This is a genomic window from Cupriavidus sp. DB3, assembly GCF_020418465.1.
Lineage (GTDB): Bacteria > Pseudomonadota > Gammaproteobacteria > Burkholderiales > Burkholderiaceae > Cupriavidus > Cupriavidus cauae.
Genome location: NZ_JAIZPL010000004.1, coordinates 526,535 through 553,107, shown reverse-complemented (window position 1 = coordinate 553,107; position 26,573 = coordinate 526,535). Strand labels below are relative to the sequence as shown.

The following is a 26,573-nucleotide window of genomic DNA, read 5'->3' as shown; positions in this document are numbered from 1 at the left end:
GTTCCTGCGCGATACGCCGCGCACGTGGTGGTCACGCACGTGGTGGTCACGCACGTGGTGGTCGCGCGCGCGGTGGTCACGTGCACGGTGGTCACGTGTACGTGGCCGCGTGCGTGCACGCCACGCGCCTCAGGCGGCCTGCGGCGCGGTGACCCGCGGCCAAAGCGCGGCGCCGCCCTCGCGGATCGCGCGCGTGCCGATCTCGCGCGCCCAGTGCGCCTCGCTGCCGTACTCGGCGCGCCAGCTCCATAGCCGACGGGTGGACCAGTGCAGCGAGTGCTCGTGCGTGAAACCGATCGCGCCATGGACCTGGTGCGCGATCGCGGCGGCGCGGCCGGCGGCATTGCCGCAGATCACCTTGGCCACCATCGCCTGGCTGTCCCAGCCGGGCGCGCGCATCGCCGCGCAGGCGCTGGCCACCGCCATGCGCGCCGCCACCACTTCGTTGGCCAGCATCGCCAGTTGCTGCTGGATCGCCTGGAACTTGGCGATCGGGCGGCCGAACTGGATGCGCTCGGTGGCGTATTGCACGGTCTGGTTCAGCACGCGCTCGAGCACGCCGGCGATCTGGATCGAACGCATCAGCGCGCCGAGCGGGGAAGGTGACGAGGGCTGCGACGTTGCCGCGCCGGCGCCAAGCATCGCCTCGTCGGCCGGGCTCTCGACCACCACCGCGGCGGCGGCCGGCGCGTCGTCGAAGCGCAGCCGGTCGCGCGGTTCGCCGGCCAGATTGGCGCCGGTCTCGATGCGGCAGCCGGCGGTCGGCACCAGCAGCCATACCGCACGTCCGAACGGCTGCCGGTCCACCGCACGCACCACCACATGGCGCACGTGCCGGCCCCAGGGCACGTCCACCGTGCCATCGAGACGCCAGCCTTCGGCGCTCGAGCGCGCCACCGCCCGCTCCGACTCGGTGCCGGCGTGCGCGGCCAGTGCCATCGGTCCGTCCGGCATCGCGATGCCCAGGCGCGCCAGCACCCATCCGCACGCGGCGGTATCGACGAAGGGAACCGGCGCCAGCGTGCGGCTGGCCGCCAGCAGCGCCGGCAGGCCCTGCTGCCAGTCGGCCGCGGCGCCGCCGTCGTCCTCGCCGGCGAACAGCCGCGTCAGGCCGCTGTCCTCGACGGTGCGCCACAGGTCCGCCTGCCATTCGCCGCGCTCGGCCGCTTCCAGCTGCGCGGTGGTCACTTCGTTGCCGAACAGCCGTTGTGCGCTGTCGGCCAGCATCTGCTCGAGTTCGAGCTCCAGTTCGCGTTCGTTCATCGGACCCCCAGGCCTCTCGCAATGATTCCCCGCAGGATTTCGCGCGTGCCGCCCCGCAGGGAGAACGAGGGCACGGTCTGGGTCAGATGGCAATGGGTGGCGACGAAGGGCGAGCCGTCCGGCCGCAGCTCGTGGCCGAACAGCTGGTGCGCGACCTCGGGAATGCGCTGCTCGAACAGCGCGCCGAGATCCTTGACGTTGGCCGCCGCCAGCTGCGGGTTCTCGCCGCGATGAAGCATCGCCGCGATGCCGCGCGACATCTGCCGCAGATTGCTCAGCTCGGCCACCAGGTAGCCGAGCTCGACCGCGTGCCGCGCGTCGTCGGCATCGGCGTGATCCACCATCTCGGCCAGCAGCGCATAGCTGCTCAGATAGCGCTCCGGGCCGCTGCGCTCGAAGGTCAGCTCGGCGGTGACCTGCGCCCAGCCCTGCCCCGGCTCGCCGATCACCATGCGGTCGGGCACGAAGACGTTGTCGAACACCACTTCGTTGAAATGCTCCTCGCCGGCCAGATTGCGGATCGGCCGCACCTGCAGCCCTTCGGAGCGCATGTCGATCAGCAGCTGCGACAGGCCCTTGTGCTTGTCGTCGGCGCTGCGGTCGGTGCGCACCAGCGCGATCATGTAGTGCGAGCGATGCGCATTCGAGGTCCACAGCTTGGTGCCGTTGACGACCCAGCCGCCGTCGACGCGATCGCCGCGCGTGCGGATCGATGCCAGGTCCGAGCCCGAATCGGGTTCGCTCATGCCGATGCAGAAGCGCACCTCGCCGCGCGTGATGCGGGGCACGATCTCGTGCGCCACTTCCGGGTCCGCGTAGCGCATCAGCAGCGGACCGCTCTGCCGCTCGGCGACCCAGTGGCCGCCCACCGGCGCGCCCGCCGCCAGCAGTTCCTCCAGCACGACATAGCGCTCCAGCATCGAGCGCTCCTGTCCGCCGAAGGCCTTCGGCCACGTCATGCCGATCCACCCCTTGGCGCCCAGCGCGAGGCTGAACGCGGGGTCATAGCCGGACCAGCTCTGCGCGCGCTTCTGCGGCGGCCGGTCGCCGACGGTGTCGGCGAGAAAGGCGCGCACCTGCGCCCGCAATGGCGCCAGGTCCCCATCGGGCTGCGCCGGTCGAATCACGATCTGGCTGGCCGTGTCCATTTCCCCTCCTGTCGATTGGTGTGCTGCGTTCGTCGATGCAGCGATGGGAGGCAGCTTAGCGACGCGGACAGGGGCCGCCCATCGCGGCGGCGGCATAACAAAAATCCGGTGGGCCCTTGTGCACGCCCGCGCGTTCGCAAGCGGAGAAGCGTTCCATACGTCCCGCGCATAAGCGATATGTCCGCGGGACAGTTGCCCTCGCTGCCGCTCGGCGCTTAGGCTGTGGCCTGGTTCGACAGGGCGGGGTCACACCGTCCGCAAGGAGACAGAGCGATGCGTGATGATTCGATGAACAAATGGACCGTTGCGCGGCTGGTGTCGCTGGCCACGGGCTCGATGGCCGTGCTGGCGATGCTGTTGCCCTCGCCGGCGCGGGCCGCCGATGCGGCGGCCGATGCCGCCGGCTATCCCGCCAAGCCGGTCAAGATCGTGGTGTCCTTCCCGCCCGGCACCGGTTCGGACAGCACCGCGCGCTTCCTCGCGCAGAAGCTCGAGGCGCGCTTCGGCCAGCCCTTCGTGGTCGAGAACCGGCCGGGCGCCAACAGCTTCATCGCGGCGCAGGCGGTGGCGCGCGCGGACCCGGACGGTTACACGCTGTTCGTCGCCAGCAACTCGCCGATGGCGACCAACGCGGTGCAGTTCAAATCGCTGCCCTACGATCCGGTCAAGGACTTCGCGCCGGTGGCGCGGCTCTATTACGGCGCGATGGTGCTGTCGGTGCCGGCCAGTTCGCCGTACCGCACGGTGCAGGACCTGATCCGCGACGGCAAGGCGCGGCCGGGGAAGCTGAGCTACGGCTCGGGCTCGGCCTCGTACCAGATCGCCACCGAGCTGTTCCTGAAGCAGGCCGGCGTCAAGGCGGTGGCGATTCCGTACAAGGGCGCGGCACCGGCGGTGGCGGACCTCGCCGGCGGCCAGGTCGACTTCGCGCTGTCGGACTACACCGCCGCGGCGGCGCTGGCGCAGACCGGCAAGACGCGCATCCTGGCGGTCACCGGCGACAAGCGGCTGGACGTGCAGCCCAATGTGCCGACGCTGCAGGAACTAGGCTTCAAGGACTACTACATGATCAACTGGGTCTCGCTGTTCGCGCCGGCCCATACGCCCAAGCCGATCGTCGACAAGCTCAGCCGCGCCGCGGTCGAGATCTTCAACAGCAAGGAGGCCGCGGAGTTCATCGGCCGCACCAACGGCCAGATCTTCGCCGGCGGCGCCGAGGTGCTGCGCAAGTTCCAGCTCGACGAGATCAAGCGCTGGTCGGCGGCCGCCACGCTGGCGGGGATTCCGAAGCAGTGAGCCGATGCATTGAGCTGAGGCATTGAGCCGGTGCATTGGACCGGCGCATTGAACAAGGGCGTCGGCGGAGCGGTGAGCCGGAGCAGTGTGGCTGCTGCAACGGCCCGAGGCACAGGCCGAAGCGGTGAGACGCCTCACGGCGCCACCGCGTACTCCATCTCGTAGGCCCGATGCAGCAGCGCGACGAATTCCGGCGCAGCGGCGATCGGCACCTCGCCGATGCGCCGTACCGGCACGCCGGGCGTCCATGAGTTCATCACGACCGCGCCGCCGAGCGAAGGCAGGTCGGCGAGCCTGACCTCGCGCGTGCGCTGCGCGATGCCGAGGCGGTCCAGCTGACGCCGAAGGATGCCCATGGTGGTGCCGGTCAGCATCCGCGCTTCCGGCCACACCACCGCCTCGCCATCCCAGAACGCGAGGTTCCAGATGGTGCCCTCGCTGAGCCGCCCCTGGCGGTCGACGAAGGCCGCATCGTCGAAGCCCTGTTCGACGGCCTGCCGCAGGTAGTACGTCTTGGCGATTTCGCCGACGTGCTTGATGCCGGGAAGCACCCGCTCATGCTCGACCGTATCCAGCGCGAGCGGTCCTGTCGGCCCGGACGAAGGCGGCCCGGTCCGGATCAGCAATCGGGGCGCGCCGATGCCGCGCGCCGTGAATTCCCCTTCCGGCGAATACACCGTCGCCGTCAACGACAGATCGGCGGGGCTCGCCCGCAGCGCCGCCCGCAAGCGGTCCCGCACCGCTTCGTCGGACAGCGCCGTGCCGAACAGCGCCATCGATGCCGCTCGCAGGCGGGACAGATGCAGGTCCAGGCCGCGAATCCGGCCGCTTCGCACCTGCATGGCGGTGAAGTGGGCATAACCGGCGAAGGCAAGCGGCGCCAGGTCCGCCGCCGAGGCGGGCCGGCCGTCGAGGTGGGCAATGTGTGACTTCGATTTCGATTCGGCTGACATGCCGCGCTCCTGTATGTGATCGTCAAGCAGCGCAAACTATCGCCCAGCGGCCGGGCCTTCCGGAAACGAAAAGTTCTGTACGAATCATCAAGCCGAACTTGAAGATTCAGATGAGCCCCATACGGCCCGTCAAGCGGGCAGCGGGAATCCGTGCTGCCGAACCAAGCCGCCGGGCGACGGTCTGACAGGCGTTAGCCGTTGAACACGCAATCAAGGAGAGCTGCGATGCAATGTCCCGTCTGTACCGAGACCACGCTGGTGATGGCCGAACGCCAGGGCGTCGAGATCGACTACTGCCCGAAATGCCGCGGCGTGTGGCTCGATCGCGGCGAGCTCGACAAGATCCTGGAGCGTGCCGCGGCCGAACAGGCGCCGGTCGCGCAGGCGCCCCAGGCCGCCGCGCCGCAACGGCCGGTCGATCCGCGCGGCTACGACCGCGGTTATGACCAGCGCGGCTACCGCGACGACGATCGCTACCGCGAGCAGAAGCACTATCGCAAGAAGAGCATCTGGCACGAGATCTTCGATTGACCGGCTTCGAGTGACCGGCTTCGAGTAACCGGCTTCGAGTAACCGGCTTCGAGTGACCGGCTTCGATCGCCCGCTTCGAATGACCGCGTAGATCGACCCGCTTCGATCGACCGCTTCGATCGACCGCTTCGATCGACCGCTTCGACCGACCGCTTCGACCGACCGCTTCGATCGACGATCCTCGACGCAGATGTGACCGCACGGCGCCCCTCGGGGCGCCGTATTCGTCAAGACGCGCGTCGGAATGCCCGTCAGAACGCCAGCGTGCGCGCCGCCACGTTGGCGGCGAGATCGGGATCGTGCGTGACCAGCATCAGCGCGCAGTCCGACTCCTGCGCCGCCTCGACGATCAGGTCGATGGTATTGCGCTGCGTGACCGGATCGAGCCGCGAGGTCGGCTCGTCGGCGAACAGGAAGGCGGGCCGCAGCAGCAGCGCGCGCAGCAAGGCGAAGCGCTGCAGTTCGCCGCCGGACACCGCGCCCGGCAACCGTTCCAGCAGATCGGGGGAAAGTCCGAGCCGTTCCATCCAGGGCCGCAGCGGCGCGCGTTCGAGCCGGTGCAGCGCGATCAGGTCGTGCAGCGCGCGGCCCAGCGGTACGTGCGGCGCGAACGCGCCGGCCGGGTCCTGGTAGAGCTTCTGGTAGCGAACCCGCGCGATGCCGTCGGCCCGGCGCACGCTGCCGCGATCCGGCCGCGCAAGGCCGAGCAGCACATTGCCCAGCGTCGATTTGCCGCTGCCGCTCGGTCCGGTGACCGCCACGCGTTCGCCGGCGTGCAGCGTCAGGTCGAGTCCGTCGAACAGCAGATGGTCGCCGAAACGCTTGCTCAGGCCGCTGGCGCGCAGCACTTCACCACCCGTGGCAGGCATCGCCCGGCGCGGCCATGCCGCGGGCTCGGCGGCGATCAGCGCGCGCGTGTACTCGTGCGACGGCGCGCCCAGCAACGCGTGGGTCTGGCCGCGCTCGACCACGCGGCCATCGAGCATCACCATCGTGTCGCCGCCCAGCGCCCGCGCCACGCCGATATCGTGCGTGATGGTCAGCACCGCGCAGCCCTGCTCCAGCGCCGCGCGCAGGCGCGCCACCAGGTCGTCGCGCCAGATCCGGTCCAGGCCCTTGGTCGGTTCGTCGACGATCAGGATCGGCGCATCGCCGGCCCGGGTGATCGCGAACGCCGCGCGCTGCGCCATGCCGCCGGACAAGGCGGTCGGCCAGGCACGCGCGGCGTGCCCCAGCCCGACCGCACGCAGCGCCTGCGCGGCGTGGTGCGCGGCGCGCTGCCGCGATTCGCCGGCGACCCAGCGATAGGTCTCCGCCAATTGCGCATCGACGCGCATCAGCGGGTCCAGCGCGAACCACGGCTCCTGCGGCAGCAGCGCCAGCTCGCGGCCCCATAGCGGCCGGCGCGCGCGCATGTCGTTGGCCTCGCAATCCCAGCCGTGCCCGGCAAGGCGGCCGCTCGCGCGCAGGCCCGGCGGCAGCGAACCCATCACCGCATGGGCCAGCAGGCTCTTGCCCGAACCGGTCTCGCCCAGCAGCGTCAGCGCGCGGCCGGCCTGCAGCTCGAACGACACCGGCTGCAGCAGCACGCCGTCGGCGCTGGCGACCGACAGGTCCCGCACGCCGAGCAGGCGGCCGACGCGCTCGCCATGCAGGTCCTCGATGACGAGGTCGTTGCGCGCGTTCATGGCGACACCCCCGCACGCGGGCGTTCGTTCAGCAGCGCCAGCGCGTGGATGGCGATCGCCAGCACCGCGATCGGGCTGGCGATCGCCCACGGCGCCTCCGCCGCATACGGCAGCAGCTCGGTCATCATCAGGCCGAGCTCGGCCATCGGCGGCTGCACGCCCATGCCGACGAAGCCCATCGCGGCCAGCGCCAGCACCGCCGCGCCGAGGCCGAAGCTGCTCAGCGTGCCGAGCACCGGCGCCAGCTCCGGCAGCAGGTGCCGGCGCGCGATATGGAGCGGACCGAAGCCGAGCAGGCGCGCGGCCTCCACATGGTGGCTGCGCAGCACGATCTGCGCGCTCGCCCGCGCGACGCGGAAATACTCGACCCACAGCACCAGCGACAGCCCCAGATACAGCGGCCACATCGCGCCCGGCGCCAGCGCCGCCAGCAGCAGCACCAGCAGCAAACCCGGCAGCGCCAGCACCGCGTCGGCCAGTGCACCGGCCACGCGATCGGCCCAGCCGCCGCGCCACGCGGCAAACAGGCCCAGCAGCGTGCCGGGCAGCGCGGCCGACAGCACGCACAGCAGCGCGAGGCCAAGCGACAGCCGCGTGGCATGCGCGGTGCGGGCCAGCACGCTGCGGCCCAGATGGTCGGTGCCCAGCGGCTCGGCCATCGTCGGCGCCTGCAGCACGGCGTACAGGTCCTGCTCGAAGGGCTGGCGCGGCGCGGCCAACGGGCCGGCGATGGCGAACAGGGCCAGCAGCACGATCAGCAGCAAGGCGATGCGCCGGCGCGGCGTGGCGACCGTCAATGCGCCCTTCCAGGTCGGGCTTGCCATCTCGCTCATCGCCCGACCCTCGCGCGCAGCCGCGGATCGATCGCCATGCAGGCCAGGTCGACCGCGGCGTTCAAGGCGACGAACAGCAGGCCCATCGTCAGCGCGGTGCCCTGGATCATCGGCACATCGCGGCCGAAGATCGCGTGCACCAGCGCATGGCCGATGCCGGGCCAGGCGAACAGCGTCTCGACCACCACCACGCCCTCGAGCAGATAGACCAGCTGCACGCCCAGATAGGCGACCACCGGCACCGCGGCATTGCGCACCCCGTGCCGCGCCATCGCGACGCGGTCCGACAGGCCCTTGGTGCGGGCGAACAACCAGTACGGCGCGGCCACCACGCCGGCCATCGCATCGCGCGCGACGCGCATCGCGGTGGCGGCCAGGCCCAGTCCCAGCGTCAGCGCCGGCGCGACCCAGCTGCCGTGTTCGCCGTGGCCACCGGCGGGCAGCCAGTCGAGTTCGACCGCGAAGGCCAGCACCAGCAGGATGCCCAGCACGAACGGCGGCAGCGCGCGCAGCAGCACCGACAGCGCCAGCGTGGCGCGATCGGTGTGGCCGCCGGCGTGCCTGCCGGCGGCAAAGCCCAGCGGCAGCGCGATCAGCGTCGACACGGCCAGCGCGGCGAGCGCCAGCCACAGCGTGTGGCCGAGCTGATGCGCGATCTCGGCGGCGACCGGCGCGCCGGTCACGGTCGAGGTGCCCAGGTCCAGATGCAGCAGCCGCGACCACCACGCCAGCAGGCCGTCGAGCCAGGGGCCGTCGAGCGCCAGTTCCGCGCGCACCGCATCGGCGGCCTGTGCGGTCACCATGTCGTAGCCATAGCGGCCGGCGGCGATGCGGAAGGCCATGTCGCCCGGCAGCAGCCGCATCATCAGGAAGCTGAGGCTGCCGACCAGCGCGGCGACGACCGCGGCCTGCAGGCCGCGTTGCAGCAGCACGCGGGCGATCAGCCGTGCGGCGGGGTTGGCCCGCGGTGGGCGCTGCGCATCGCGCGATGCCGATACGGATTCGCCGACGCTTGCCGCGGCGAGTCGGGTGGCCTGGGGGTTCGGTGGCGTCATCGGGTCCATTGCAAGTCGGTGAGCCGGTAGCTGCGTTCGAAGGGGTCGATCGACACGCCGGCCAGCTGCGGGCTGGCAGCCAGCGTCTGCTGGTACCAGAGCACCGGCACCAGCGGCAGGCCGTCATGCAGCGCGCCGGCGATCTGCTCGCGCAGCGCCTGCGCACGCGCGGCGTCGGCGGTCGACGACATCGCGGCCAGGGCTCGCGTCAGCGTCGGCGACGACCAGCCCATCGCGCCCCAATCGCCGCCGCGCTTGTCACCGCCCTCGCCGCCGCTCTTATCGCCGCTCTTGCCGCCGCCCTTATCGCCGTCCTTATCGCCGCCCTTATCGCCTTCCTCGCCGGCCTTCCCCTCCGCCGCGCCGAAGTCCTGCGCGATCGCGCCGAACGCATCGGGCACCGCGCCATAGTTGCGCGCGATCAGGCCCATCTCCAGCGAGCCGTCGCGATGGCCAAGCGGAATCTCGCTGGAGTTGCCCACCGCCACGCGGATCTGCACGCCGACCAGGCGCAGCTGCTCCTGGATCGCGGCGGCGATCACCGGCAGTTCGGGACGATCGGGGAAGGTCTGCAGCGTCAGCGCGAAACGCTTGCCGTCGCGCGCGAGCACGCCGTCGGTGCCGCGCCGCCAGCCGAGTTCGGCGAGCAGCGCACGGGCGCGTACGGGATCGTGGGCGAGCGCGGGCAGATCGGCGCGATGCCAGCCGGCCAGCGTCGGCGGAAACAGTTGCGTGGCGGCGAGCGACGGCTCGCGCAGCACCGCCTGCGCGATGCCGCGCCGATCCAGCGCCAGCGACAGCGCTTGCCGCGCGCGCGGGTCGGCGAGCAGCGGATGGCCGGCGTTGAGCTTCAGGGCGGTGGTGCGCGGAATCGGCTGCTGGTGCACGCGCACCGCGTCGCCGCGCCGCAGCCGCGCTACGCTGCCCGGGTCGAGGCCGTAGGCCAGCTCGGCCTGGCCGGCCTCGGCCATCAGGGCCCGCATCTCCGCGCGGCCGACCGCCAGATAGCTGGCGCGGCGCACCGCCGGGGCCGGCCCCTGCCAGCCATCGAAGGCCGCCACCGAGAAGCGCTGCGGCGGCTCCAGCGTGACGATGCGGTACGGCCCCGAGCCGACGATCGCGCGCACGGCGCCATCGGCGCCAAAGGACGCGGGCGCGAGGATCTGCGTGCTGCTGTGCGACAGCAGGGCCGGCAGGGCCGGAAACGGCCGGCGCAGGCGGATCCGGACTACCGCGCCGGACTTCGCATCGGTCGCGGCATCGGACACTGCATCGATCGCGGCGATCGGCGCCTGGCCCAGTACGCCGGCCGGATGCAGGGCGCGTCGCAGCGCGTTCACGACGTCCGTGGCGCGCACCGGCGAGCCGTCATGAAAGCGCGCGCCCTCGCGCAGTGCAATGCGCCATGCGAGCCCGTCGCCGGACACCTGCCAGCGCGATGCCAGCCCGGCGATGGGCCGCGCCTGCGCGTCATAGTCGACCAGCGTCTCGGCGACCTGCATGCGGGCGAACAGATAGCCGCCGCGCAGCGGGTCCAGGCTCGACAGCTCCCACGGGCCGATCACGCGCACGGTGCGGTCGGCCGCAGTCTTCGTGGCCGAGCCAGAGCCAGAGCCAGAGCCTGAGCCTGAGCCTGAGCCTGAGCGCGAGCCAGAGCCAGAGCCCGTGCCGGCGCCTTGCGCCAGCGCTGGCGACAGCAGCGCGGCCGCGCCGGCGCCCAGCAGCCGGCGGCGGCGTGGCGAACGCGGTGAACCGGGTGGCGTCGATTCGATCGGGAGCATCGCAGCAGGCCGTCGCATCGCGTCAATAGCTCAGCCGCAGCCCGAGCCGCACCGTGCGCCCTGCCCCGGGCGCGATCCACAGCGCGCTGTAGGAGCTGGCGTAGTAGTCGCGGTCGAACAGGTTGTGCACGTTCAGCGTCAGCCGGGCCTGCTTGCTGAGCTGCCAGTAGGCGAGCAGATCGACCAGCGTGTACGACGGCAGCGTGAAGCTGTCGGCGGCATCGCCCGAGCGTTTGCCGATGTAGCGCACGCCGGCGCCGACACCATAGCGTTGGCCCCACGGCGCCGCATCCTCGTAGACCGCGAGCGCGCTGGCGCTGGTGCGCGGGATATTGCGCAGCGGCGTGCCGGCCGGCAGCCGGGTATCGGCGGTGATCTCGGCATCGGTCAGCGCCACGCTGCCCGACACGCGCCAATGCTGGCCGACGCGGCCGGCCACATCGAGTTCGAGGCCGCGGCTGCGCGCTTCGCCGGCGGTGGTCGAGAACGAGGGATCGGCCGGATCGGCGGTCAGCACATTGCGCTTGTGGATCGAGAACGCACTCAGCGTCGCGCCGAGGCGGCGATCGTCGGTCTCGAACTTCAGGCCGGCCTCGACGGCGCGGCCGCGCTCGGGCGTAAAGGGCTCGCCGGCGGCGCTGCTGCCGGGATTGGGACGGAACGAGCGGCTGGCATTGGCGAACAGCGTCACGTTGTTGCTGGCCAGGTAGGCCAGGCCAAGGCGCGGCGACACCGCGGTCTGGTCCTGCTCGACGCGGGTGCCGCGCAGGCGGTTGTCCAGCGTCTGGCGATACGAGTCGACCCGCAGCCCGCCAAGCACGCGCCAGCGCTCGCCGATGGCGATCTGGTCCTGCGCGTACAGGCCGATATTGGTCTGCCGCTCGTGCGTATCGGTGTTCGGCAGCAGCGGCGGCGGCGCCGACCCGTAGACCGGCTCGTAGATGTCGATCGGGTACGGCATCGCGGCGGTCGGATTGCCGCGCAACTGCACCTGGCTGCTGCTGAAGCGATAGGCGTCGAAGCCCACCAGCAGCGTGTGCGACAGCGGCCCGGTGTCGATGCGGCCGGTCAGGTCGGCCTGCAGCGCGGTGTCGTCGGACTGGTAGTCGCGGTATCGGCGCTGGCGCCGCAGCGTGCGATCGTCGGCGGCCAGCGCGAACGGCTCGGTCGAATACCCTTCCAGCGAACCGCCGCGATAGGCCAGCGACAGCCGGCCCTTCCAGCCCGGCGAGAACTGGTGCTCGATGCCGAGCTGATGCGACTGACTGTCGAGGCGAATGTCGCCATCGCTCGGTTCGCCGAGGAAGGTCTTGCGGCCCACCGCATCGAGCCGGCCGTCGACCGCGACGATGCCGCGGTCCAGCGGCGTCGAGAAGCGCTGCCATTCGCCGGCGTACTGGATCACCGTATCGGCGCCCAGCGTCCACGTCAGCGAGGGCGCCAGCAGATAGCGCTGGCTGTCGACGAAGGCGCGCTGGCTGCCCTGATGGTCGCCCACCACGATCAGCCGGCCGGCGACGTTCTCGCCCAGCGGTCCGGTGATATCGGCCGCGGCACGGTAGCGGTCGCGGTTGCCGACCTCCAGCTCGTAGTTCTGCGCCGGCTTGAACTGCGGCTGCTTGGTGACCAGGTTCAGCGTGCCGCCCGGCTCGCCGCTGCCATACAGCGACGAGGTCGGACCCTTCACCACTTCGACGCGCTCGATGGTGGCGACGTCGCGCGGCGCGGTGAAGCCGCGATTGGCGACGAAGCCGTTGACCAGATAGCCGGTGCCGGTGTTCTCGTTGCCGGCAAAGCCCCGCACCGCGAAGTTGTCCCACAGTCCGCCGAAGCTGTCCTGGCGCGCGATGCCGCTGACGTAGTCAAAGGTCTGCTCCAGCCGCGTCGCGCCGATATCGTCGATCATCGCGCGCGGCACAACGCGCACCGCCTGCGGCACCTCGCGCAGCGGCGTGTCGGTGCGGGTCGCGCCGCTGGCCTCGTCGAGGTTGTACGATGCGGCGCCGGAGGTGACCACCGCGACCTCGGGCAGCATGGCTTCCTCGCGCTCGGCGGCATTGGCGGTCTCGGCGGACTCGGCGAGCGCCGGGACGGCGAACAGACCGGCGGCGAACACGGCGGCGGCAAGAGGCGGCAGCGAGTGCGCCGCGCGCAATGGTCGCGCACTCAGAGGCGCCGGCGGGGCTGCAGACAGGGCTGCGGGCAGGCGCGCAAGCAGACGCGCGTGCAGCCGCGCGGGCGATGAAGTCGGCGTGGACATGATGGACGAAGGGTGAACAACGACGCGCGACCACCGCGACCGCCATGCCGCGCCGCGTGCGCGAGCAGGCAAGGGAAGCCGCAAGCATGGCAATAAGCGGCGACAATACGGTCTGCGGTGACGCTGCCGAGCGACGGCGCGCCTTATTGAGAACGAATTTTCATTATCATTCTAGCTATGGAACGCATGACCCGTCAACGCGAGGCCGTGCTGGGCGCGCTGCGCGAGGCCGCCCGGCCGTTGAGCCCTGCCGAGATCCTGGCCGCCGCGCAGCGCACGGTGCCGACGCTCGGACTCGCGACGGTCTACCGCAATATCCGCGCCATGCTGCAGGAAGGCGGCCTGGTGGCGGTGCCGCTGCCGGGCCAGGCCGACCGCTACGAGGTCGCGGCCGCGCCCGACGCGGTCGTGCACAAGCACTACTTCCAGTGCCTGACCTGCGACCGCGTGTTTCCGCTGGAAGGGTGCCCCGGGCACCTGGAAGAGATCACGCCGCCCGGCTTCGTGGTCGAGCAGCACGAGCTGACGCTGCGCGGCCGCTGCATCGAATGCGCGACGAAGAAGACGGGCAAGCGCCGGACGAACTGAGCGGCAGGAAAAGGCGTTGTCCCCGTGAAGGCGGGGACCCGGCGGCTTGCAGGGTCGGAGTCGCTGAATGCCCGCGGGCGCGGGAACGACGTGGTGGTGTGTTGACGCCTGCTGCGGCTGCTGCGGCCGCCGCGCCTGCTACGGCTGCGAGATCGCGAACTCGTGCGCGGTGGTGTCGAGCCGCGAGACGCGACGCTCGACGCGCCGGTCGTGATAGGACGAGGCGATCCGCGTGATCTGCAGCAGCGGGCCGCCCACCGGCACCTCCAGCAGCCGATGGTCGTCCTCGTCGGCCAGCACTGCGCGCAGGCGCTCCTCGGTGCGGATCACGTTGATCCCGAAGGCGTCCTGATAGAAGTTGTACAGCGTGTTGGGCCGCTCGCGCAGCATGGTCTCGGTCAGCCCTTCGAACAGCGCCTCGGGCACCGTGATCGCATCGGTCATCACCGGCCTGCCGTCCAGCGACAGCACGTTGGTGAAATGGAAGACCCGCTCGCCCGGCGCGATGCCCAGCGCCAGCGCCTCCTCCTTGCTGGCCTTGCCGCGCCGGAATTTGGCCAGCCGCACGCTGGGAAAGGCCCGATGCCCGTCCTCGCGCACCACGCGGAAGAAGCGGAAGAAATGGTCCTCCTGGCGGTGGGTCGCGACGAAGGTGCCGCGCCCCTGATGGCGGATCATGATGTTCTCCGCCACCAGTTCGTCGATCGCCTTGCGCAGCGTGCCGATCGACACGCCGAAGCGCTCCACCAGCCGGCGTTCGGCCGGAATCGCCTCGCCCGGCTTCCACTCGCCCGCGGCGAGCGCGGCCAGGATGGCCCGCTTGACGTCCTTGTACAGCACGCCGCCGATTGCCGCGCCTGCTTCGAATTCTGCGCCCACCTTCAACGATCTCCCTGGACGGATGGATTGGCACGATGCCGGTTCCGCGCCGCCGCTGCTTGCCCGGCGGCGCTGGATCGGAACGTCTATATAACATGGATGACTGCCGTCACCCGCCCCCCCGCCGTGTTGAAAATCGCTTCGAACGCCTGGGCCGGGCCCTTCGGTTCGGTGCCCGCGCTCGCACGCCCGCGCGTCGCCCCCTGCGATCAACGCCTGCGGTCGGCGCATACGGCCGGAGCAGGCGATCGACGCTCGAATCGACCTACTCGGCCCGGATGCCCTTCTGGTCGATCAGCTTGGCCCAGCGCGCGACCTCGCCCTGGAAGTAGTCGGTAAAGGGCGCGCTCGCCTGCGGCGCGGGCGAGAAACCGGCGGCCACGATACGGTCGCGCACCGACTTGATCTCGACCATCTTCGCCACCGCCGTGCCGACCTTGTCGATCACCGGCTTGGGCGTGCCGGCCGGCATCATCAGGCCGGTCCAGTTCTCGACCAGCAGGTCGGGAAAGCCGACCTCGCCGACCGTGGGCACATCCGGCAGCAGCGGATGGCGCTCGCGCGTGGTCACCGCCAGCGCGCGCAGCTTGCCGCCCTTGACGTAGGCCAGCGACTCGGGGAAGTTGGAGAACACCACGTCGATCTGCCCGCCGATCAGGTCGGTCATCGACGGTGCACCACCCTTGTACGGCACGTGCGTCAATTTGGTGCCGGTCAGGCTCTCGAACAGTGCAAGCGTCAGGTGCGGCGGCGTGCCGTTGCCGCTCGAGCCCGCATTGAGCTTGCCCTTGCGCGCGGCCTCGACCAGGTCCTTCATCGAATGGATCGGCGAATTGGCCGGCACCACCACGGTCATCGGCGACGAGGCGATGCGCGCCACCGGCACCAGGTCCTTCTGCATATTGAACGGCAGCTTCGGAAACAGCGTGACGTTGGAGGCGTGCGTCAGCGTGACGGCCAGCCAGGTATAGCCGTCCGCCGGGGCCTTGGCCACCTGGTCGGCGCCGATATTGGCATTGCCGCCCGGCTTGTTGTCGATGACGATCGGCTTGCCCCACTCCTCCGACAGCTGATGGCCGACCATGCGCGCCATGATGTCGGTCAGGCCGCCGGGCGCGAACGGCACCACATAGCGGATCGGCTTGCTCGGATAGTCGGCGGGACCCTGGGCCGCCGCGGGCGCGGTGACAGCAACGACGGCGGACAATGCAACGGACAACGCGGCCACATGCCGCAGCATGGAGCGAATCAACAGGCGATGCATGGTTTGTCTCCTTTGTTTGCCGCCATCCGTACTTTGCGGACCTCGGCTTGTGGGGCGGCCCCTGGGGGCATCGCCTGGACGACGCTGCCCCGGGGCCGGCATGAGCTGACGCTTGCTAGGCCGGACTACCCTCCCCGGCCAGCGCCTCCAGTTCGGCCAGCAGCGCGGCGGGCACGGCGATGCCCTCGCTGCTGGCGCGTCGTTGCGATGCCTCGCGGCGCGCGCCCGGCAGGCGCGTGCCCGGGTCGGCCAACATCGCCGCCAGCAGCGCCTCGACGCGATCGTGATAGACCTGCTCGCCGCTGAAGGCGGCGGGGTCCAGCACCAGGAAGACCTGGCCGATGCGCGGCCGGCCGCCGGCATCCTCGAAGAAGGAATCGGCCTCGGCGCCGAACTGCGCCCCGGCCAGCGACACCACCAGCAGCTCGACCAGCAGCGCGAGCATCGCGCCCTTGACGCCGCCCGCAGGCAGCATCGAGCCGCGCAGCGCGGCCTTCGCGTCGGTGGTCGGCTCCCCGGCCTCGTCGAGCGCCCAGCCCAGCGGAATCGGCTGGCCGGCCTTGGCGGCGACCATGATCTTGCCGCGCGCGACCTCGGACAGCGACAGGTCGATCACCACCGGCGCGGCGCCGCGTCGCGGAAACACCGCGGCGATCGGATTGGTGCCGAACAGCGGCTTGCGTCCGCCCCAGGCCGGCATCGCCGCCGGCGAGTTGCCCAGCGCGATGCCGATCATGCCGGCGGCGGCGACGGGCTCCAGATGGGAGGCCGCGGCGCCGAAGTGATGGCTGTTGGTGACCGCGGCCACGCAGACGCCGAGCTCGCGCGCGCGGGCGATCGCGTGCTCGATCGCCATCGCACAGGCCGGGAAGGCGAAGCCGCATTGGGCGTCGACCAGCAGCGCGGCACGCTGTTGTCGGCCCTGTCCGCCCTGTCCGCCCTGTCCGCCCTGTCTCTCCGGCTCGCCGGGCGTGCGCAGTACCGGTACCGCCGCGCCATCGACGCGATCGCGCCGCAGATGCGCGACATACATCGGCACCCGGGACACGCCGTGCGAGGCGAGGCCGACGGCATCGGCGCGCACCAGCGCGGCGGCAGTGGCTTCGGCCTGCAGCGCGCTCGCGCCGGCGCGGCGCAGCGCGGCTTCGGCCAAACGCGTCAGGCGTGCGGCATCGACCGTGCTGGCGTTGGCGCTTGCGTTGGCGTTGCCGCTTGCGTTGGCGTTTGCGGTGGCGCTTGCGTTGGCCCCGGAATTGGCGCCGGCATCGGCGCCCGGATTGACGCGTGCGTTGCCGCTTGCGTTGGCGCTCGTATTGGCAGCGCTCATGCAGTCCCCTCCTCCAGCGCCTGCCGCACCTGCTGCGCGATCAGCATCGACACGCGCGCATTGGCTTCGCGCGTGACTCCGCCGATATGCGGCGTCAACACCAGATTGGGCACGCCCTCCAGCGGCGAGCCGGCCGGCAGCGGCTCGCGCTCGAACACGTCGAGCGCGGCGCCAGCCAGATGGCCCTCGCGCAGCGCCGCAGCCAACGCGCCCTCGTCGACCACGCCGCCGCGCGCGGTGTTGACCAGCACCGCGCCCGGCCGCATCGCGGCGAGCCGCCGCGCGTCGAGCAGATGCCGGGTCGCCGGCACCAGCGGCACGTGCAGGCTGACCGCATCGGCTTCCGCGAGCAGCGCATCGAGGCCGCGCGGCGCGACGCCGCTGCGTTGCCAGACCGGATCGTCATCGCGCAGCATCGGATCTTGCGCAACCACGCGCATGCCGAAGGCCTGGGCGAGCGCCGCGGTCTGCCGGCCGATATCGCCGAAGCCGATCAGGCCCAGCGTCTTGCCCAGCGCCTCGCGTCCCTCCGAAAGACGCGCGCGCGGCCATTTGCCCTGCATCACCTCGCCGCTGCCCTGATACGCGCCGCGCAGCAGCATCGCCACCGTGGTGACCACGTACTCGGCGACCGAACGCGCATTGGCGCCGGTGGCCGGGATCACGCGGATGCCGCGCGCCTTGCACGATTCGACATCGATGTTGTCCAGGCCGACGCCGAGCCGCCCCACCACGCGCAGGCGCGGCGCGCCGTCGAGCAGCGCCACATCGACCTGCGTACGGTTGCGCACGATCAGCGCGTCCGCCGAAGGCAGCGCCGCCAGCAGCTCGGCGCGCCGATCGACCCAGTCGGGCTCGTAGCGCAGTTCGAACCCGGGCGTCAGCGCGGCCACCGCGTCCGGGTCCATGAACTCGCTGATGCAGATCCGCTTCATCAGGCCGACTCGTGGATGCGGGTCAGCACGAACTCGCGGTGGCCCAGCGCCTCGGCCGCGGTCCAGCGGCCGTTGGCGGTCGCCAGCATGCACTCGAGCAGCTTGTCGCCGGTCTGGTCCAGGTTCAGCTCGCGCTGCAGCAGGCCGGAGCAATCGACGTCCATGTGCTCGCTCATCAGGCGCACGGTGCGCGGGTTCGCGCACAGCTTGATCACCGGCACGATCGGGTTGCCGATCACGTTGCCCTGCCCGGTCGGGAAGAAATGCACGACGAAGCCGGATGCCGCGCACAGCGTCACCATCTCGGCCGCGGCCGACGACGAGTCCATGAACCACAGGCCGGGATGGGTCGGCTCCTCGGCCTTGTCGAGCACGCCGTCGACCGTGCATTTCTTGCCGATCTTCTGGATGTTGCCGAGCGCCTTCTCCTCGATCGTGGTCAGGCCGCCCGCGATATTGCCCTTGGTCGGCTGCGATTCCGACAGATCGGTGGTCTTCCAGCGGTCGATCATGGCCTGATAGCGCTCGAACATCGCCATGAACTGGTGGCGCACCTCGTCGTTGGCGCAGCGTGCGGCGACGATATGCTCGCCGCCGGTCAGCTCCGAGGTTTCGCCAAACACCAGCGTGGTGCCGAGCGGATGCAGCTTGTCGAAGGCATTGCCGACGGTCGGATTGGCGCCGCAGCCCGACGTCGTATCCGACTCGCCGCACTTGGTCGACACCCACAGGTCGGCGATCGGGCATTCGACGCGATGCAGCGCGGTGGCGTACTGCACGAATTCCTTGGCGGCCTTCGATGCGCGCTTGATGGTCTCGTGGTCGCCGTGGCCCTCGATGCCGAAGCCGACCACCGGCTTGCCCGTCTTCGCGATGCCGTCGACCACGCGCTTGGTCCAGCCGTCCTCGATGCCGATCACCACCACGGCGGCGACGTTCGGATTGCTGCCCGCGCCGATCAGCGTGCGGAAATGCAGATCCAGGTCCGGACCGAACTGCAGCCGGCCATAGGGATGGGGAATCGCCATCGTGCCCTTGATCGCATGCGCGACCGCCTCGGCGGCGGCGTTGGACAGGTCGTCCAGCGGCAGGATGATGACGTGGTTGCGGACGCCGACCCGGCCGTTGTCGCGGCGGTAGCCCCAGAAGGTGGTGTTTTGATCGATGATGGACATGGCGTGGTGTTCGGTTCTCGAATGACTGGAATCGCCTCGATGGGCTGCGATGGCTGCAAGAGCGGCGATGGCGGGGATGGCTGGACCGAAAGGCTTTTCCTCACGGACTGCCGGGCGGCGCCGCTTACCAGCGCTTGGTCTTGATGTTGTGCACGTGAGCGTGCTCGCCGGCCTTGATCGGCGCGACCACCTTGCCGATGTCGACGCCGTACTTGTAGACCGTGTCGTTCGGCGCCATGTCGCGCAGCGCCACCTTGTGACCGATCGGAATCGGCTGGCGCGCGGTCACCGTGATGGTGCGGTCCTCGTCCATGATCCAGGCGTTCAGCTCGGTGCCGGCCTCGATCCCTTCCACCACGGCCACGGCCACCGTGTCCTTGGCGTCGTGCAATACGACGTGAATCATCGTTGTGTCTCCTCTGTGGGTTGGTGCGTGCATCGGATCATAGGTGGTCAAATCATAAAGGTCAACCGACTCATCTATATGAATTAGATGTATATCGATGTGCACTTCAGGCGTCTTGGCGTGCCAACGTAACCCGCCTTTGAAATGAGAAGCGTTTGCTGTCGCACGGACGAGAGCCCATGGGCCGTCCGAAGATCGGCTTTCGCGGAGCTTTCCATGGCCGCGGCCGCCCGGTGCCGAAGGGAGATCGGCCGCCCAGCCTCCGCTCATCGGGAGAGTCGGCCATGCGTCCGATCAGACTGCTGTTGGTGGCGTCGCTGCTGCTGAACCTGGCGTTCGTCAGCGCCACCGTGATGGCGATCCACCGCCTCGGCGGCATCGGCTATCTCGCCTTCAAGCTCAAGCACCGCGACGACGGCTCCGGCTACAGCGCCGGACGGCTGCAGCATCTGCGCTCGCTCGATGCCGCGCTGCCCGCCGGCAAGATCGTCTTCGTCGGCGACTCGATCACCGAAGCCGGGGAATGGGGCGAGTTTCTCGGCCACCACGATGTGGTCAATCGCGGCATCGGCGGCGATTCGACGGCACGCATCCTCGATCGCATCGAGTCGGTGGCAAAGACGCGGCCGTCCAAGCTGTTCCTGATGGCGGGCATCAACGATCTCGGCGCGTTCGACGAGCGCGAGGTGTTCGACCGCTATCGGCAGATCGTCGACACGGTCAGGCGCGTGTCGCCCGGCACGCGGATCTATCTGCAGAGCACGCTGCCGGTCAATCGCGAGGTACGCGACACCGGCCGCGACAATGGCCGCGTCGCGCAGTTCAATGCGCTGCTGGCCGGGCTGGCGGCCAGCGACGATCGGGTCGAATGGATCGATGTCGCCCGCGCGCTGGCGGACCGGGACGGCAACCTGGATCGCGCCTATACCTATGACGGCGTGCATCTGAACGGCGAGGGCTATGCGCGCTGGAAGGCCGTGATCCTGCCGTATCTGCACGGCACCAGCGTCGCGACGCGGTAGGGGCGTGGCGACGCGGTGGGGGCGTGATCACGCGATAGAGGCGTGACGACGCAGTCGGTACGTCGAGACGCGATAGGAGCGTGGCGCGCGATCGAGGCGTAACGACACGATGGCGTGCGACCACGCGTTTGGGCGCGACGACGCGATCGGGTGTGACGACGTGATTGGGCGCGACGACGCGATCGGGTGTGACGACGTGATTGGGCGCGACGACGCGATTGGGTGTGACGACGTGATCGGGCGCGACGACGCGAATGGGTGTGACGACGCGAATGGGTCGTGCGGCTGCCGGAAGCAATCCGCGGCCCTGTCGTGGGCAACGCCCCCGCCCCCGGCTTCTGGTATGTTCGGCGTCATCGCTTGCGCGAGCCATCACTCGTCGCCTGTCCTCCGCCTGCGTACCGCCTTCCCGACCACGCCGCCATGTTCCAGGTGATCGCCCCTTGCCCCGCGTTGGCGCCCTACGTCAACGGCTACTGGTTCGTTCAGGACCTGGAGGGCGTGTACGAAGGGCAGCCCATCGAGACCTGCCCTTACCCGGGCGCGGTGCTGTCGGTGAACTTCGGCCGTCCCAATGCGATGGAGGGCGGGCCCACGGTCCCCAAAGTCTCGCTGCTGGGCTTCCAGTCGAACAGCCGTCGCTGGCGCTCGTGGTCGGACACGTATTTCGTCATGGCGATGCTCAGCGGCATTGGGCTGGCGCGGCTGTTCCCCGGCATTGGCGCGGAATGCAAGGATCGCCTGATGGACCTTGCCGCCTATCTGGGCGATGGAAGGGCCTGCTCGCTTGCGGCCGACCTCAGCGCCGCCTGGGCGCCGCGCCGGATCGCCGGCCAACTGGACGCCTGGCTGCTGCGGCGCCTCGACGCCACCCGCGCGCCGATCGAGCTGCCGACGCTCGCCGCGGCCCACGCGCTGTTGCGCCAAGGCCAGCAGGTGCAGGACATCGCCCGGCTGACCGCCGTCAATCGGCGCCAACTGCATCGATGGTTCGAGCGGCATCTCGGCGTCGGCCCCAAGCAGCTGATGGACCTGGAACGGCTGCAGTCGAGCATCCAGGCCGTGCAACGCGGCGATGGGGACGCGCTGTCCGGCTACAGCGACCAGGCGCACCAGATCCGCAACTGGCGGCGGCGGCTGGCCCAGACGCCGGGCGGCTACGCCCGCGGCGGGCCTTCGCCACTGGCCGAATACTTCGGCCGGCAACCGGGAGAGGGCCCGGCCTTCTATCTCTGACGGGGCGAGGTCGAAGCGTCGCGAACGGTCCCAAGCCGTCCCAATCCGTCCCAATCCGTCCCAATCCGTCCCAATCCGTCCCAAGCCGTCCCAAGCCGTCCCAAGCCGTCTCCGGCCGTCCCAAGTCCCAAGTCCCAAGTCCCAAGTCCCAAGTCCCGAGTCGTCCCAGGCGGTCCAGGCGGTTCAACACGGTCCCAAACGTTCAATACGGCGCGTCCGCGCCGCGGCATCCTGCGGCACTCGACAGGAGGGACGTATGGACGTTGAAGAGATTGCGCTGGAACGAACGCTCGTCGACTACACCGACGGCGCGACAACCTTCGAGGGTTACGTGGCCCGGCCCGCCGGCCTCGGGCCATCCGCGCCATGCGTGCTGCTGGCCCACGAGTGGAGCGGCCTGAGCGAGCCCATCAAGCGCAGCGCCGACCGGCTCGCCGCATTGGGCTACGTCTGCTTCGCCGCCGACGTCTATGGCAAGGGCGTGCGCGGCGACCCGATGGGCGACAACTCGCATCTGATGAATCCGATGCTGGCCGACCGTGCCCTGTTGCAGCGGCGGCTGCTGGCGGGACTCGATGCCGCCACGGCGCTTCCCGGCGTCGACCCGCGCCGCATCGCCGCGGTCGGCTACTGCTTCGGTGGCTTGTGCGCGCTGGACCTGGCACGCGCGGCGCCGCCGAACCTGGTCGCCGCCATCAGCATCCACGGCGTTCTGCAGCCGCCACGGATCGGCCCGCAGCGGCCAATCTCCGCGAGCGTCCTGCTGCTGCACGGCTGGGAAGACCCGGTCGCGCCGCCAGCCGATGTGCTGGCCATTGCCAGGGAACTGACCGACGCGGGAGCGGACTGGCAGTTGCACGCCTACGGCCACGCCCGCCACGCCTTCACCTTCGCCGGCGCGAATTTCCCCGAGCGCGGCATCGTCCATGACCCGCGGGCCGACAGGCGCTCCTGGGCCGCGATGAAGGCGTTCCTGGCGGAGCAGCTGGGGGCGAAAGGCTAGCGGCGACGGCAGGTGTCTTCTTGCCGCCCGCAAAAAAAAAAGCAGGCGGCGAAGCCCTCCGGGCATTCGCCGCCGCATCCTCCCGCACTGCCTTACTTCTGTTGCTGCTGCTTGCGCTCGCGCTGTTGGCCGCCTTGCTGCTGCTGGCCGCCCTTGCTTTGCTGCTGTTGTTGCTGCTGCTTGCTGCCGCTCTTCTGGCCTTGGCCTTGCTGTTGCTGAGTCATGATGGTCTCCGGATGTGCGGACAAGACGTCCGGACTCGAACCGATGCATCGAGCGTGCCAGCGCGCCGATCGGGCGTGATACCGGCGTGGGGAGACCTATCGTGCGCAGCGTAGGCGTCATCCGCTTCGGTAAGGCAGTCGATGTCGCAGAATCTGCACGAGGTATTGTCAATGCTGCAAACGGAACCTCTACCGGACCTGTTCGGCGGACCTGTCGGGGCCGCGCAGCAGGCCGCGGACCGTTGTCGGCGAGCGGCTCAGAACCAGACGCGCACGCCGGCGACAAAGCGCGTCTCGCCGCTGCGGCCGCCGGAGGCGCGCACCATGTCGGCGGTATTGCCGAACGTCTGGTAGCGCTCGACGCCGATGTACGGCGCGAACTGGCGGCTGAACTCGTAGCGTAGCCGCACGCCAACCGCGCCGTTGGACAGGCCGCTGCCGACACCGACCTCGCGGTCGTTCTTGCCGTAGAAATTGGCCTCGACGCGCGGCTGCAGGATCAGGCGCTGCGTGACCAGCAGCTCGTACTCGGCGGACAGCCGCAGCGCCGTCCGCCCTTCGGTGCCGAGGTAGCCGGTGGCGTCGAGCTCGAACCAGTAGGGCGCCAGCCCCTGCACGCCGAATGCGAGCCAGTTGCGTGCGGGGCGACCGTGGCCGGCGTCGTTGCGGATGCCGAGCTGCGTGTCCCAATAGCTGGCGACGGCGTGGCCCCACAGCAGTTCGGTGCGGGCCTCGTGGACCTTGCCGCGCTCGACCTCGCCCTCGGCCTTGATGACCAGCCGGTCATAGGTGCCGCCGAACCAGGCCTGCGCCTCGTAGGCGGCCGCGTTGGTGTCGCTGCCGCGCGCCCATTCGAGGCGGTCCACCAGTACCGAGCCGAACAGGTGCTCGTCGGCCATATGCAGCTGCCGATGGGGACCGAGCGCGTACTGCCCGACGCCGAGGCGATGGCCGCCGGAATAGGCGTGCGGATCGCGGGCATCGGGCGGCGCGCTGCCGCCCTGCATCTTCATGTCGCCGTGGTCCATTGCCGGCTTCGCGGCGCTGCCGTGCTGATGCTGCTGATGCTCCTGGTGTTGCTGATGCTCCCGGTGCTGCTGGTCTTGCTGATACTCCTGGTGCTGCTGGTCCTGTCGGTGCTGCTGGTCCTGTCGGTGCTGCTGGTCTTGCTGATGCTCCTGGTGCTGCGGGTGCTGCGGGTGCTGCTGGTGCTGCTGATGCTGCTGGTGGTCACCGTGATCGTGCTGGTGCGGCTGCTGCCCCCAAGCAGCCCCGATGCCGGCGGCTGCCAGCAGGATGGCAAGAAGTATGTTCGATGGCATGGCTCGGGCCCCGTGCGTCTTGGAATTTGGATGGAACATCGGGCCAGTCAGGCCACCAGCACTTCGCGGAACATGCCTGCGTCCATATGCATCATCAGATGGCAATGCCAGGCCCAGCGGCCGAGCGCATCGGCCGTGACGAGGAAGCTGATGCGCTGGGCCGGCTGCACCGGAATCGTGTGCCGCCGCGCCTGGAAGGAGCCGTCCGGCGCCTCCAGCTCGCTCCACATGCCGTGCAGATGCATCGGGTGGGTCATCATCGTGTCGTTATGCAGGATCACGCGCAGCCGCTCGCCGTGGCGGAAATGGACCGGCGTGGACTTGCCGAACTCCAGGCCGTCGAAGGACCAGGTGTAGCGCTCCATATTGCCGGTCAGGTGCAGTTCCACTTCCCTGTTCGGCCCGCGCGGGTCCATCGGACCGCCGACCGTGCGCATGTCGGCCAGCGTCAGCACGCGGCGTCCGTTGTTGCGCAGCCCGATGCCGGGGTCGTCGAGGTTGGTCCGTGCCATGTCGACCCGCATATCGGTGCTCGGGCCGTATTCGGTGCGCGCGTGGCGGGCGGTCCTGCTGGGGATCTTCAGCGAGCCGTTTGCCGGCGCCGTCGGCATGGCGTGCTGGCCGTGGTCCATCGCCATGCCGCCGTGGTGCATGCCGTGCGCCCCGTGCGTGTCGTGCATGCTGTACATGCCATGCGTGCCGTGCGTACCATGCGCGCCATGCGTGCTGTGCATGCCGCGCTCGCTGTTCGTCCCGTGCGTGCCATGCATGGCGCCGTGGTTGTGCCCGCCGCCATGGCTCATCCCAGCCATCCCAGCCATCCCAGCCATCCCAGCCATCCCACCCGCCCCCATGTCGCCCATCATGTCCGTCATGGTCAGCCACTGGGCCTTGTCCAGCGCGGGCACGGCGGCCTGCAGCCCCTCGCGCGTCGCCAGCGTGCCGCGCGCGTAGCCGGTGCGGTCCATCGACTGCGAGAAGATCGTGTAGGCCTCGTCGCGCGGCTCGACCAGGACATCGCAGGTCTCGCCGGGACCGAAGCGGAATTCGTCGACCGTCACCGGCTCGATGTTCTGGCCGTCGACCTGCACGACCTTGAGCTTCAACCCCGGAATGCGCACGTCATAGAAGGTATTGCCGCTGCCATTGATGAAGCGCAGCCGAACCTTGTCGCCCGGCTTGAACAGGCCCGTCCAGTTGCCGGCCGGCGTCACGCCATTGGTCAGGTAGGTCAGCGTATGCGCGGACAGGTCGGCCAGATCGGTGGGGCTCATCCGCATCTGGTTCCACATGCGGCGCTTGTCGACGGCGGCCTTGATGCCGTCGTTGGCGACATCGCGGAAGAAGTCGACGACAGTGGGCTGGTTGTAGTTGTAGTAGTCGCTCTGGGTCTTGAGCTTGGACAGCACGCGCATGCCGTCCTCGTCGGTCCAGTCGGACAGCAGCACGGTATGGTCGCGGTCCGCGCGGATCGGATCGTCGTCGCCGTCGATGATCAGGCCGCCGTAGACGCCGGTCATCTCCTGGAAGCCCGAGTGCGAGTGGTACCAGTAGCTGCCGCTCTGCACGACCTTGAAGCGGTAGGTGAAGGTCTCGCCCGGCGCGATGCCGGGGAAGCTGATGCCGGGCACGCCGTCCATCTCGAACGGCAGGATGATGCCGTGCCAGTGAATCGAGGTCGGCTCGCGCAGGCGGTTGGTCACGCGGATGGTCACCGTATCGCCCTTGCGCCAGCGCAGCGTCGGGCCCGGCAGCATGCCGTTGATGGTGTGGGCGATGGCGGGCTTGCCGGTGAAGTTGACGACCGCCTCTTCGATGAACAGGTCGAACTCGGTGCCGGTCAGTACCGGCGCGCTGCCGCTGCCCGCCCGCCCCGGACGGTCCGCGTGCTGCGCCCATGCCGCGCCGGGCACGCCGGACAGTGCACCGAGCACGCCGCCCGCGACCAGCCCTTGCACGAAGCGCCGGCGGGACAGATGAGGCGGCAGGGCCAGGGTGGTTGGGGCAATGCGGGGCATGGAGGCGGTCCTTGTGGTCTATCGGCGATCGGCGTCTGTGATCGGCGTCTGTGATCGGCGTCTGTGATCGGCGTCTGTGATCGGCGTCGACCACCCGCGTCGACGATCGCACGATCGGCGTCGGAGACGCTTCAATCGGTAATCGTCAATCGCAAATGGCCTCGGCAGGATAAGGACCAGGCAGTAACCAACCAATTACCCCGACATTACATTCCGGTAAGGTTGGCGTCATGTTGGGCCGCCTCGTCCTACACTATCGCGACGGTTGCGCCAGGCGCCGATGGCCGGCGGCGCGCGAAGGGCACAGCCCACAGCGAGACGGGGAAGACAGGAAGCCGAAGCCCGACGCGCGGCACAGGAAGCGGG

The 26,573-nt window shown here is 69.9% G+C and carries 23 protein-coding genes; 6 read left to right on the top strand and 17 right to left on the bottom strand.

The annotated features are described in order from the left end of the window. Positions 1–129: 129 nt before the first annotated feature. Together K7G19_RS15965 and K7G19_RS15960 are read right to left on the bottom strand one after the other, a co-directional pair. Complete coding sequence (locus K7G19_RS15965; protein ID WP_226108087.1) at positions 130–1,263, bottom strand: acyl-CoA dehydrogenase family protein; 1,134 nt, start codon at positions 1,261–1,263, stop codon at positions 130–132. Next, complete coding sequence (locus K7G19_RS15960) at positions 1,260–2,411, bottom strand: acyl-CoA dehydrogenase family protein (RefSeq protein WP_150082787.1); 1,152 nt, start codon at positions 2,409–2,411, stop codon at positions 1,260–1,262. The genes K7G19_RS15965 and K7G19_RS15960 overlap by 4 nt, the downstream gene beginning before the upstream one ends. 336 nt (positions 2,412–2,747) lie before the next feature. Between K7G19_RS15960 and K7G19_RS15955 the strand changes: the two genes are divergently transcribed. Continuing rightward, on the top strand, positions 2,748–3,707 hold the full coding sequence (locus K7G19_RS15955) for a tripartite tricarboxylate transporter substrate binding protein (RefSeq protein ID WP_226108183.1): 960 nt from the start codon (positions 2,748–2,750) through the stop codon (positions 3,705–3,707). A 134-nt stretch (positions 3,708–3,841) separates the two neighbouring features. Here K7G19_RS15955 and K7G19_RS15950 read toward each other — a convergent pair whose 3' ends face one another. Beyond that, positions 3,842–4,660: an aminotransferase class IV family protein gene (locus tag K7G19_RS15950; protein WP_226108086.1), complete on the bottom strand. Its 819-nt coding sequence runs from the start codon at positions 4,658–4,660 to the stop codon at positions 3,842–3,844. A gap of 225 nt (positions 4,661–4,885) precedes the next feature. Between K7G19_RS15950 and K7G19_RS15945 the strand changes: the two genes are divergently transcribed. Further along, positions 4,886–5,191 carry a zf-TFIIB domain-containing protein gene (locus K7G19_RS15945; protein WP_149317196.1) on the top strand — a complete coding sequence of 102 codons (306 nt, stop codon included), beginning with the start codon at positions 4,886–4,888 and terminating at the stop codon, positions 5,189–5,191. 251 nt (positions 5,192–5,442) lie between these two features. Here K7G19_RS15945 and K7G19_RS15940 read toward each other — a convergent pair whose 3' ends face one another. From K7G19_RS15940 to K7G19_RS15920, 5 genes are all read right to left on the bottom strand, one after another. Next, complete coding sequence (locus K7G19_RS15940) at positions 5,443–6,879, bottom strand: ABC transporter ATP-binding protein (protein ID WP_226108085.1); 1,437 nt, start codon at positions 6,877–6,879, stop codon at positions 5,443–5,445. After that, positions 6,876–7,712 carry an ABC transporter permease gene (locus tag K7G19_RS15935; protein WP_370639553.1) on the bottom strand — a complete coding sequence of 279 codons (837 nt, stop codon included), beginning with the start codon at positions 7,710–7,712 and terminating at the stop codon, positions 6,876–6,878. Before K7G19_RS15935 ends, K7G19_RS15940 begins: the two co-directional genes overlap by 4 nt. After that, the gene (locus K7G19_RS15930; protein WP_226108181.1) at positions 7,709–8,578 is read right to left on the bottom strand and encodes an ABC transporter permease; all 870 of its coding nucleotides are present in this window, start codon (positions 8,576–8,578) and stop codon (positions 7,709–7,711) included. The genes K7G19_RS15935 and K7G19_RS15930 overlap by 4 nt, the downstream gene beginning before the upstream one ends. Before the next feature lie 185 nt (positions 8,579–8,763). Next, on the bottom strand, positions 8,764–10,338 hold the full coding sequence (locus K7G19_RS15925) for an ABC transporter substrate-binding protein (RefSeq protein ID WP_226108084.1): 1,575 nt from the start codon (positions 10,336–10,338) through the stop codon (positions 8,764–8,766). 232 nt (positions 10,339–10,570) lie between these two features. Further along, entirely contained in the window at positions 10,571–12,808 is a 2,238-nt protein-coding gene (locus K7G19_RS15920) for a TonB-dependent siderophore receptor (protein WP_370639552.1), read from the bottom strand. A 177-nt stretch (positions 12,809–12,985) separates the two neighbouring features. Between K7G19_RS15920 and K7G19_RS15915 the strand changes: the two genes are divergently transcribed. Beyond that, positions 12,986–13,396 (top strand): Fur family transcriptional regulator, encoded by a 411-nt coding sequence (locus K7G19_RS15915; protein ID WP_149317200.1) that lies wholly within the window; start codon positions 12,986–12,988, stop codon positions 13,394–13,396. A gap of 138 nt (positions 13,397–13,534) precedes the next feature. Here K7G19_RS15915 and K7G19_RS15910 read toward each other — a convergent pair whose 3' ends face one another. The 6 genes from K7G19_RS15910 to K7G19_RS15885 form a co-directional block, all read right to left on the bottom strand. Next, a complete protein-coding gene (locus tag K7G19_RS15910; protein WP_149317201.1) occupies positions 13,535–14,275 on the bottom strand; it encodes a GntR family transcriptional regulator in 741 nt (246 codons plus the stop codon). A 265-nt stretch (positions 14,276–14,540) separates the two neighbouring features. After that, entirely contained in the window at positions 14,541–15,539 is a 999-nt protein-coding gene (locus tag K7G19_RS15905; RefSeq protein ID WP_149317202.1) for a tripartite tricarboxylate transporter substrate binding protein, read from the bottom strand. A 115-nt stretch (positions 15,540–15,654) separates the two neighbouring features. Further along, the gene (locus K7G19_RS15900; RefSeq protein ID WP_226108080.1) at positions 15,655–16,866 is read right to left on the bottom strand and encodes an Ldh family oxidoreductase; all 1,212 of its coding nucleotides are present in this window, start codon (positions 16,864–16,866) and stop codon (positions 15,655–15,657) included. Next, positions 16,863–17,801 carry a hydroxyacid dehydrogenase gene (locus K7G19_RS15895; protein ID WP_226108078.1) on the bottom strand — a complete coding sequence of 313 codons (939 nt, stop codon included), beginning with the start codon at positions 17,799–17,801 and terminating at the stop codon, positions 16,863–16,865. The genes K7G19_RS15900 and K7G19_RS15895 overlap by 4 nt, the downstream gene beginning before the upstream one ends. Continuing rightward, positions 17,801–18,976 (bottom strand): UxaA family hydrolase, encoded by a 1,176-nt coding sequence (locus K7G19_RS15890; RefSeq protein WP_149317205.1) that lies wholly within the window; start codon positions 18,974–18,976, stop codon positions 17,801–17,803. The genes K7G19_RS15895 and K7G19_RS15890 overlap by 1 nt, the downstream gene beginning before the upstream one ends. Positions 18,977–19,100: 124 nt before the next feature. Continuing rightward, the gene (locus tag K7G19_RS15885; protein WP_006575911.1) at positions 19,101–19,382 is read right to left on the bottom strand and encodes a UxaA family hydrolase; all 282 of its coding nucleotides are present in this window, start codon (positions 19,380–19,382) and stop codon (positions 19,101–19,103) included. Between the two features lie 284 nt (positions 19,383–19,666). Here K7G19_RS15885 and K7G19_RS15880 point away from each other — a divergent pair, with 284 nt between their 5' ends. The 3 genes from K7G19_RS15880 to K7G19_RS15870 all read left to right on the top strand — a co-directional run bounded on the left by K7G19_RS15880 (position 19,667) and on the right by K7G19_RS15870 (position 22,643). Next, the gene (locus K7G19_RS15880) at positions 19,667–20,404 is read left to right on the top strand and encodes a GDSL-type esterase/lipase family protein (protein WP_187829128.1); all 738 of its coding nucleotides are present in this window, start codon (positions 19,667–19,669) and stop codon (positions 20,402–20,404) included. A 279-nt stretch (positions 20,405–20,683) separates the two neighbouring features. Beyond that, positions 20,684–21,640, top strand: coding sequence for a helix-turn-helix domain-containing protein (locus K7G19_RS15875; protein WP_226108076.1), 957 nt, complete (start codon positions 20,684–20,686; stop codon positions 21,638–21,640). Between the two features lie 256 nt (positions 21,641–21,896). Then, positions 21,897–22,643 carry a dienelactone hydrolase family protein gene (locus K7G19_RS15870; RefSeq protein ID WP_226108074.1) on the top strand — a complete coding sequence of 249 codons (747 nt, stop codon included), beginning with the start codon at positions 21,897–21,899 and terminating at the stop codon, positions 22,641–22,643. A gap of 92 nt (positions 22,644–22,735) precedes the next feature. Here the strand turns inward: K7G19_RS15870 and K7G19_RS24970 are convergent, their stop codons facing one another. From K7G19_RS24970 to K7G19_RS15860, 3 genes are all read right to left on the bottom strand, one after another. Further along, positions 22,736–22,867 (bottom strand): hypothetical protein, encoded by a 132-nt coding sequence (locus K7G19_RS24970; protein ID WP_255650794.1) that lies wholly within the window; start codon positions 22,865–22,867, stop codon positions 22,736–22,738. Positions 22,868–23,124: 257 nt separating this feature from the next. Next, positions 23,125–24,189: a copper resistance protein B gene (locus tag K7G19_RS15865; protein ID WP_226108072.1), complete on the bottom strand. Its 1,065-nt coding sequence runs from the start codon at positions 24,187–24,189 to the stop codon at positions 23,125–23,127. A gap of 47 nt (positions 24,190–24,236) precedes the next feature. Further along, positions 24,237–26,207, bottom strand: a complete 1,971-nt coding sequence (locus tag K7G19_RS15860; RefSeq protein ID WP_226108071.1) for a copper resistance system multicopper oxidase — start codon at positions 26,205–26,207, stop codon at positions 24,237–24,239. Positions 26,208–26,573 lie beyond the last annotated feature (366 nt).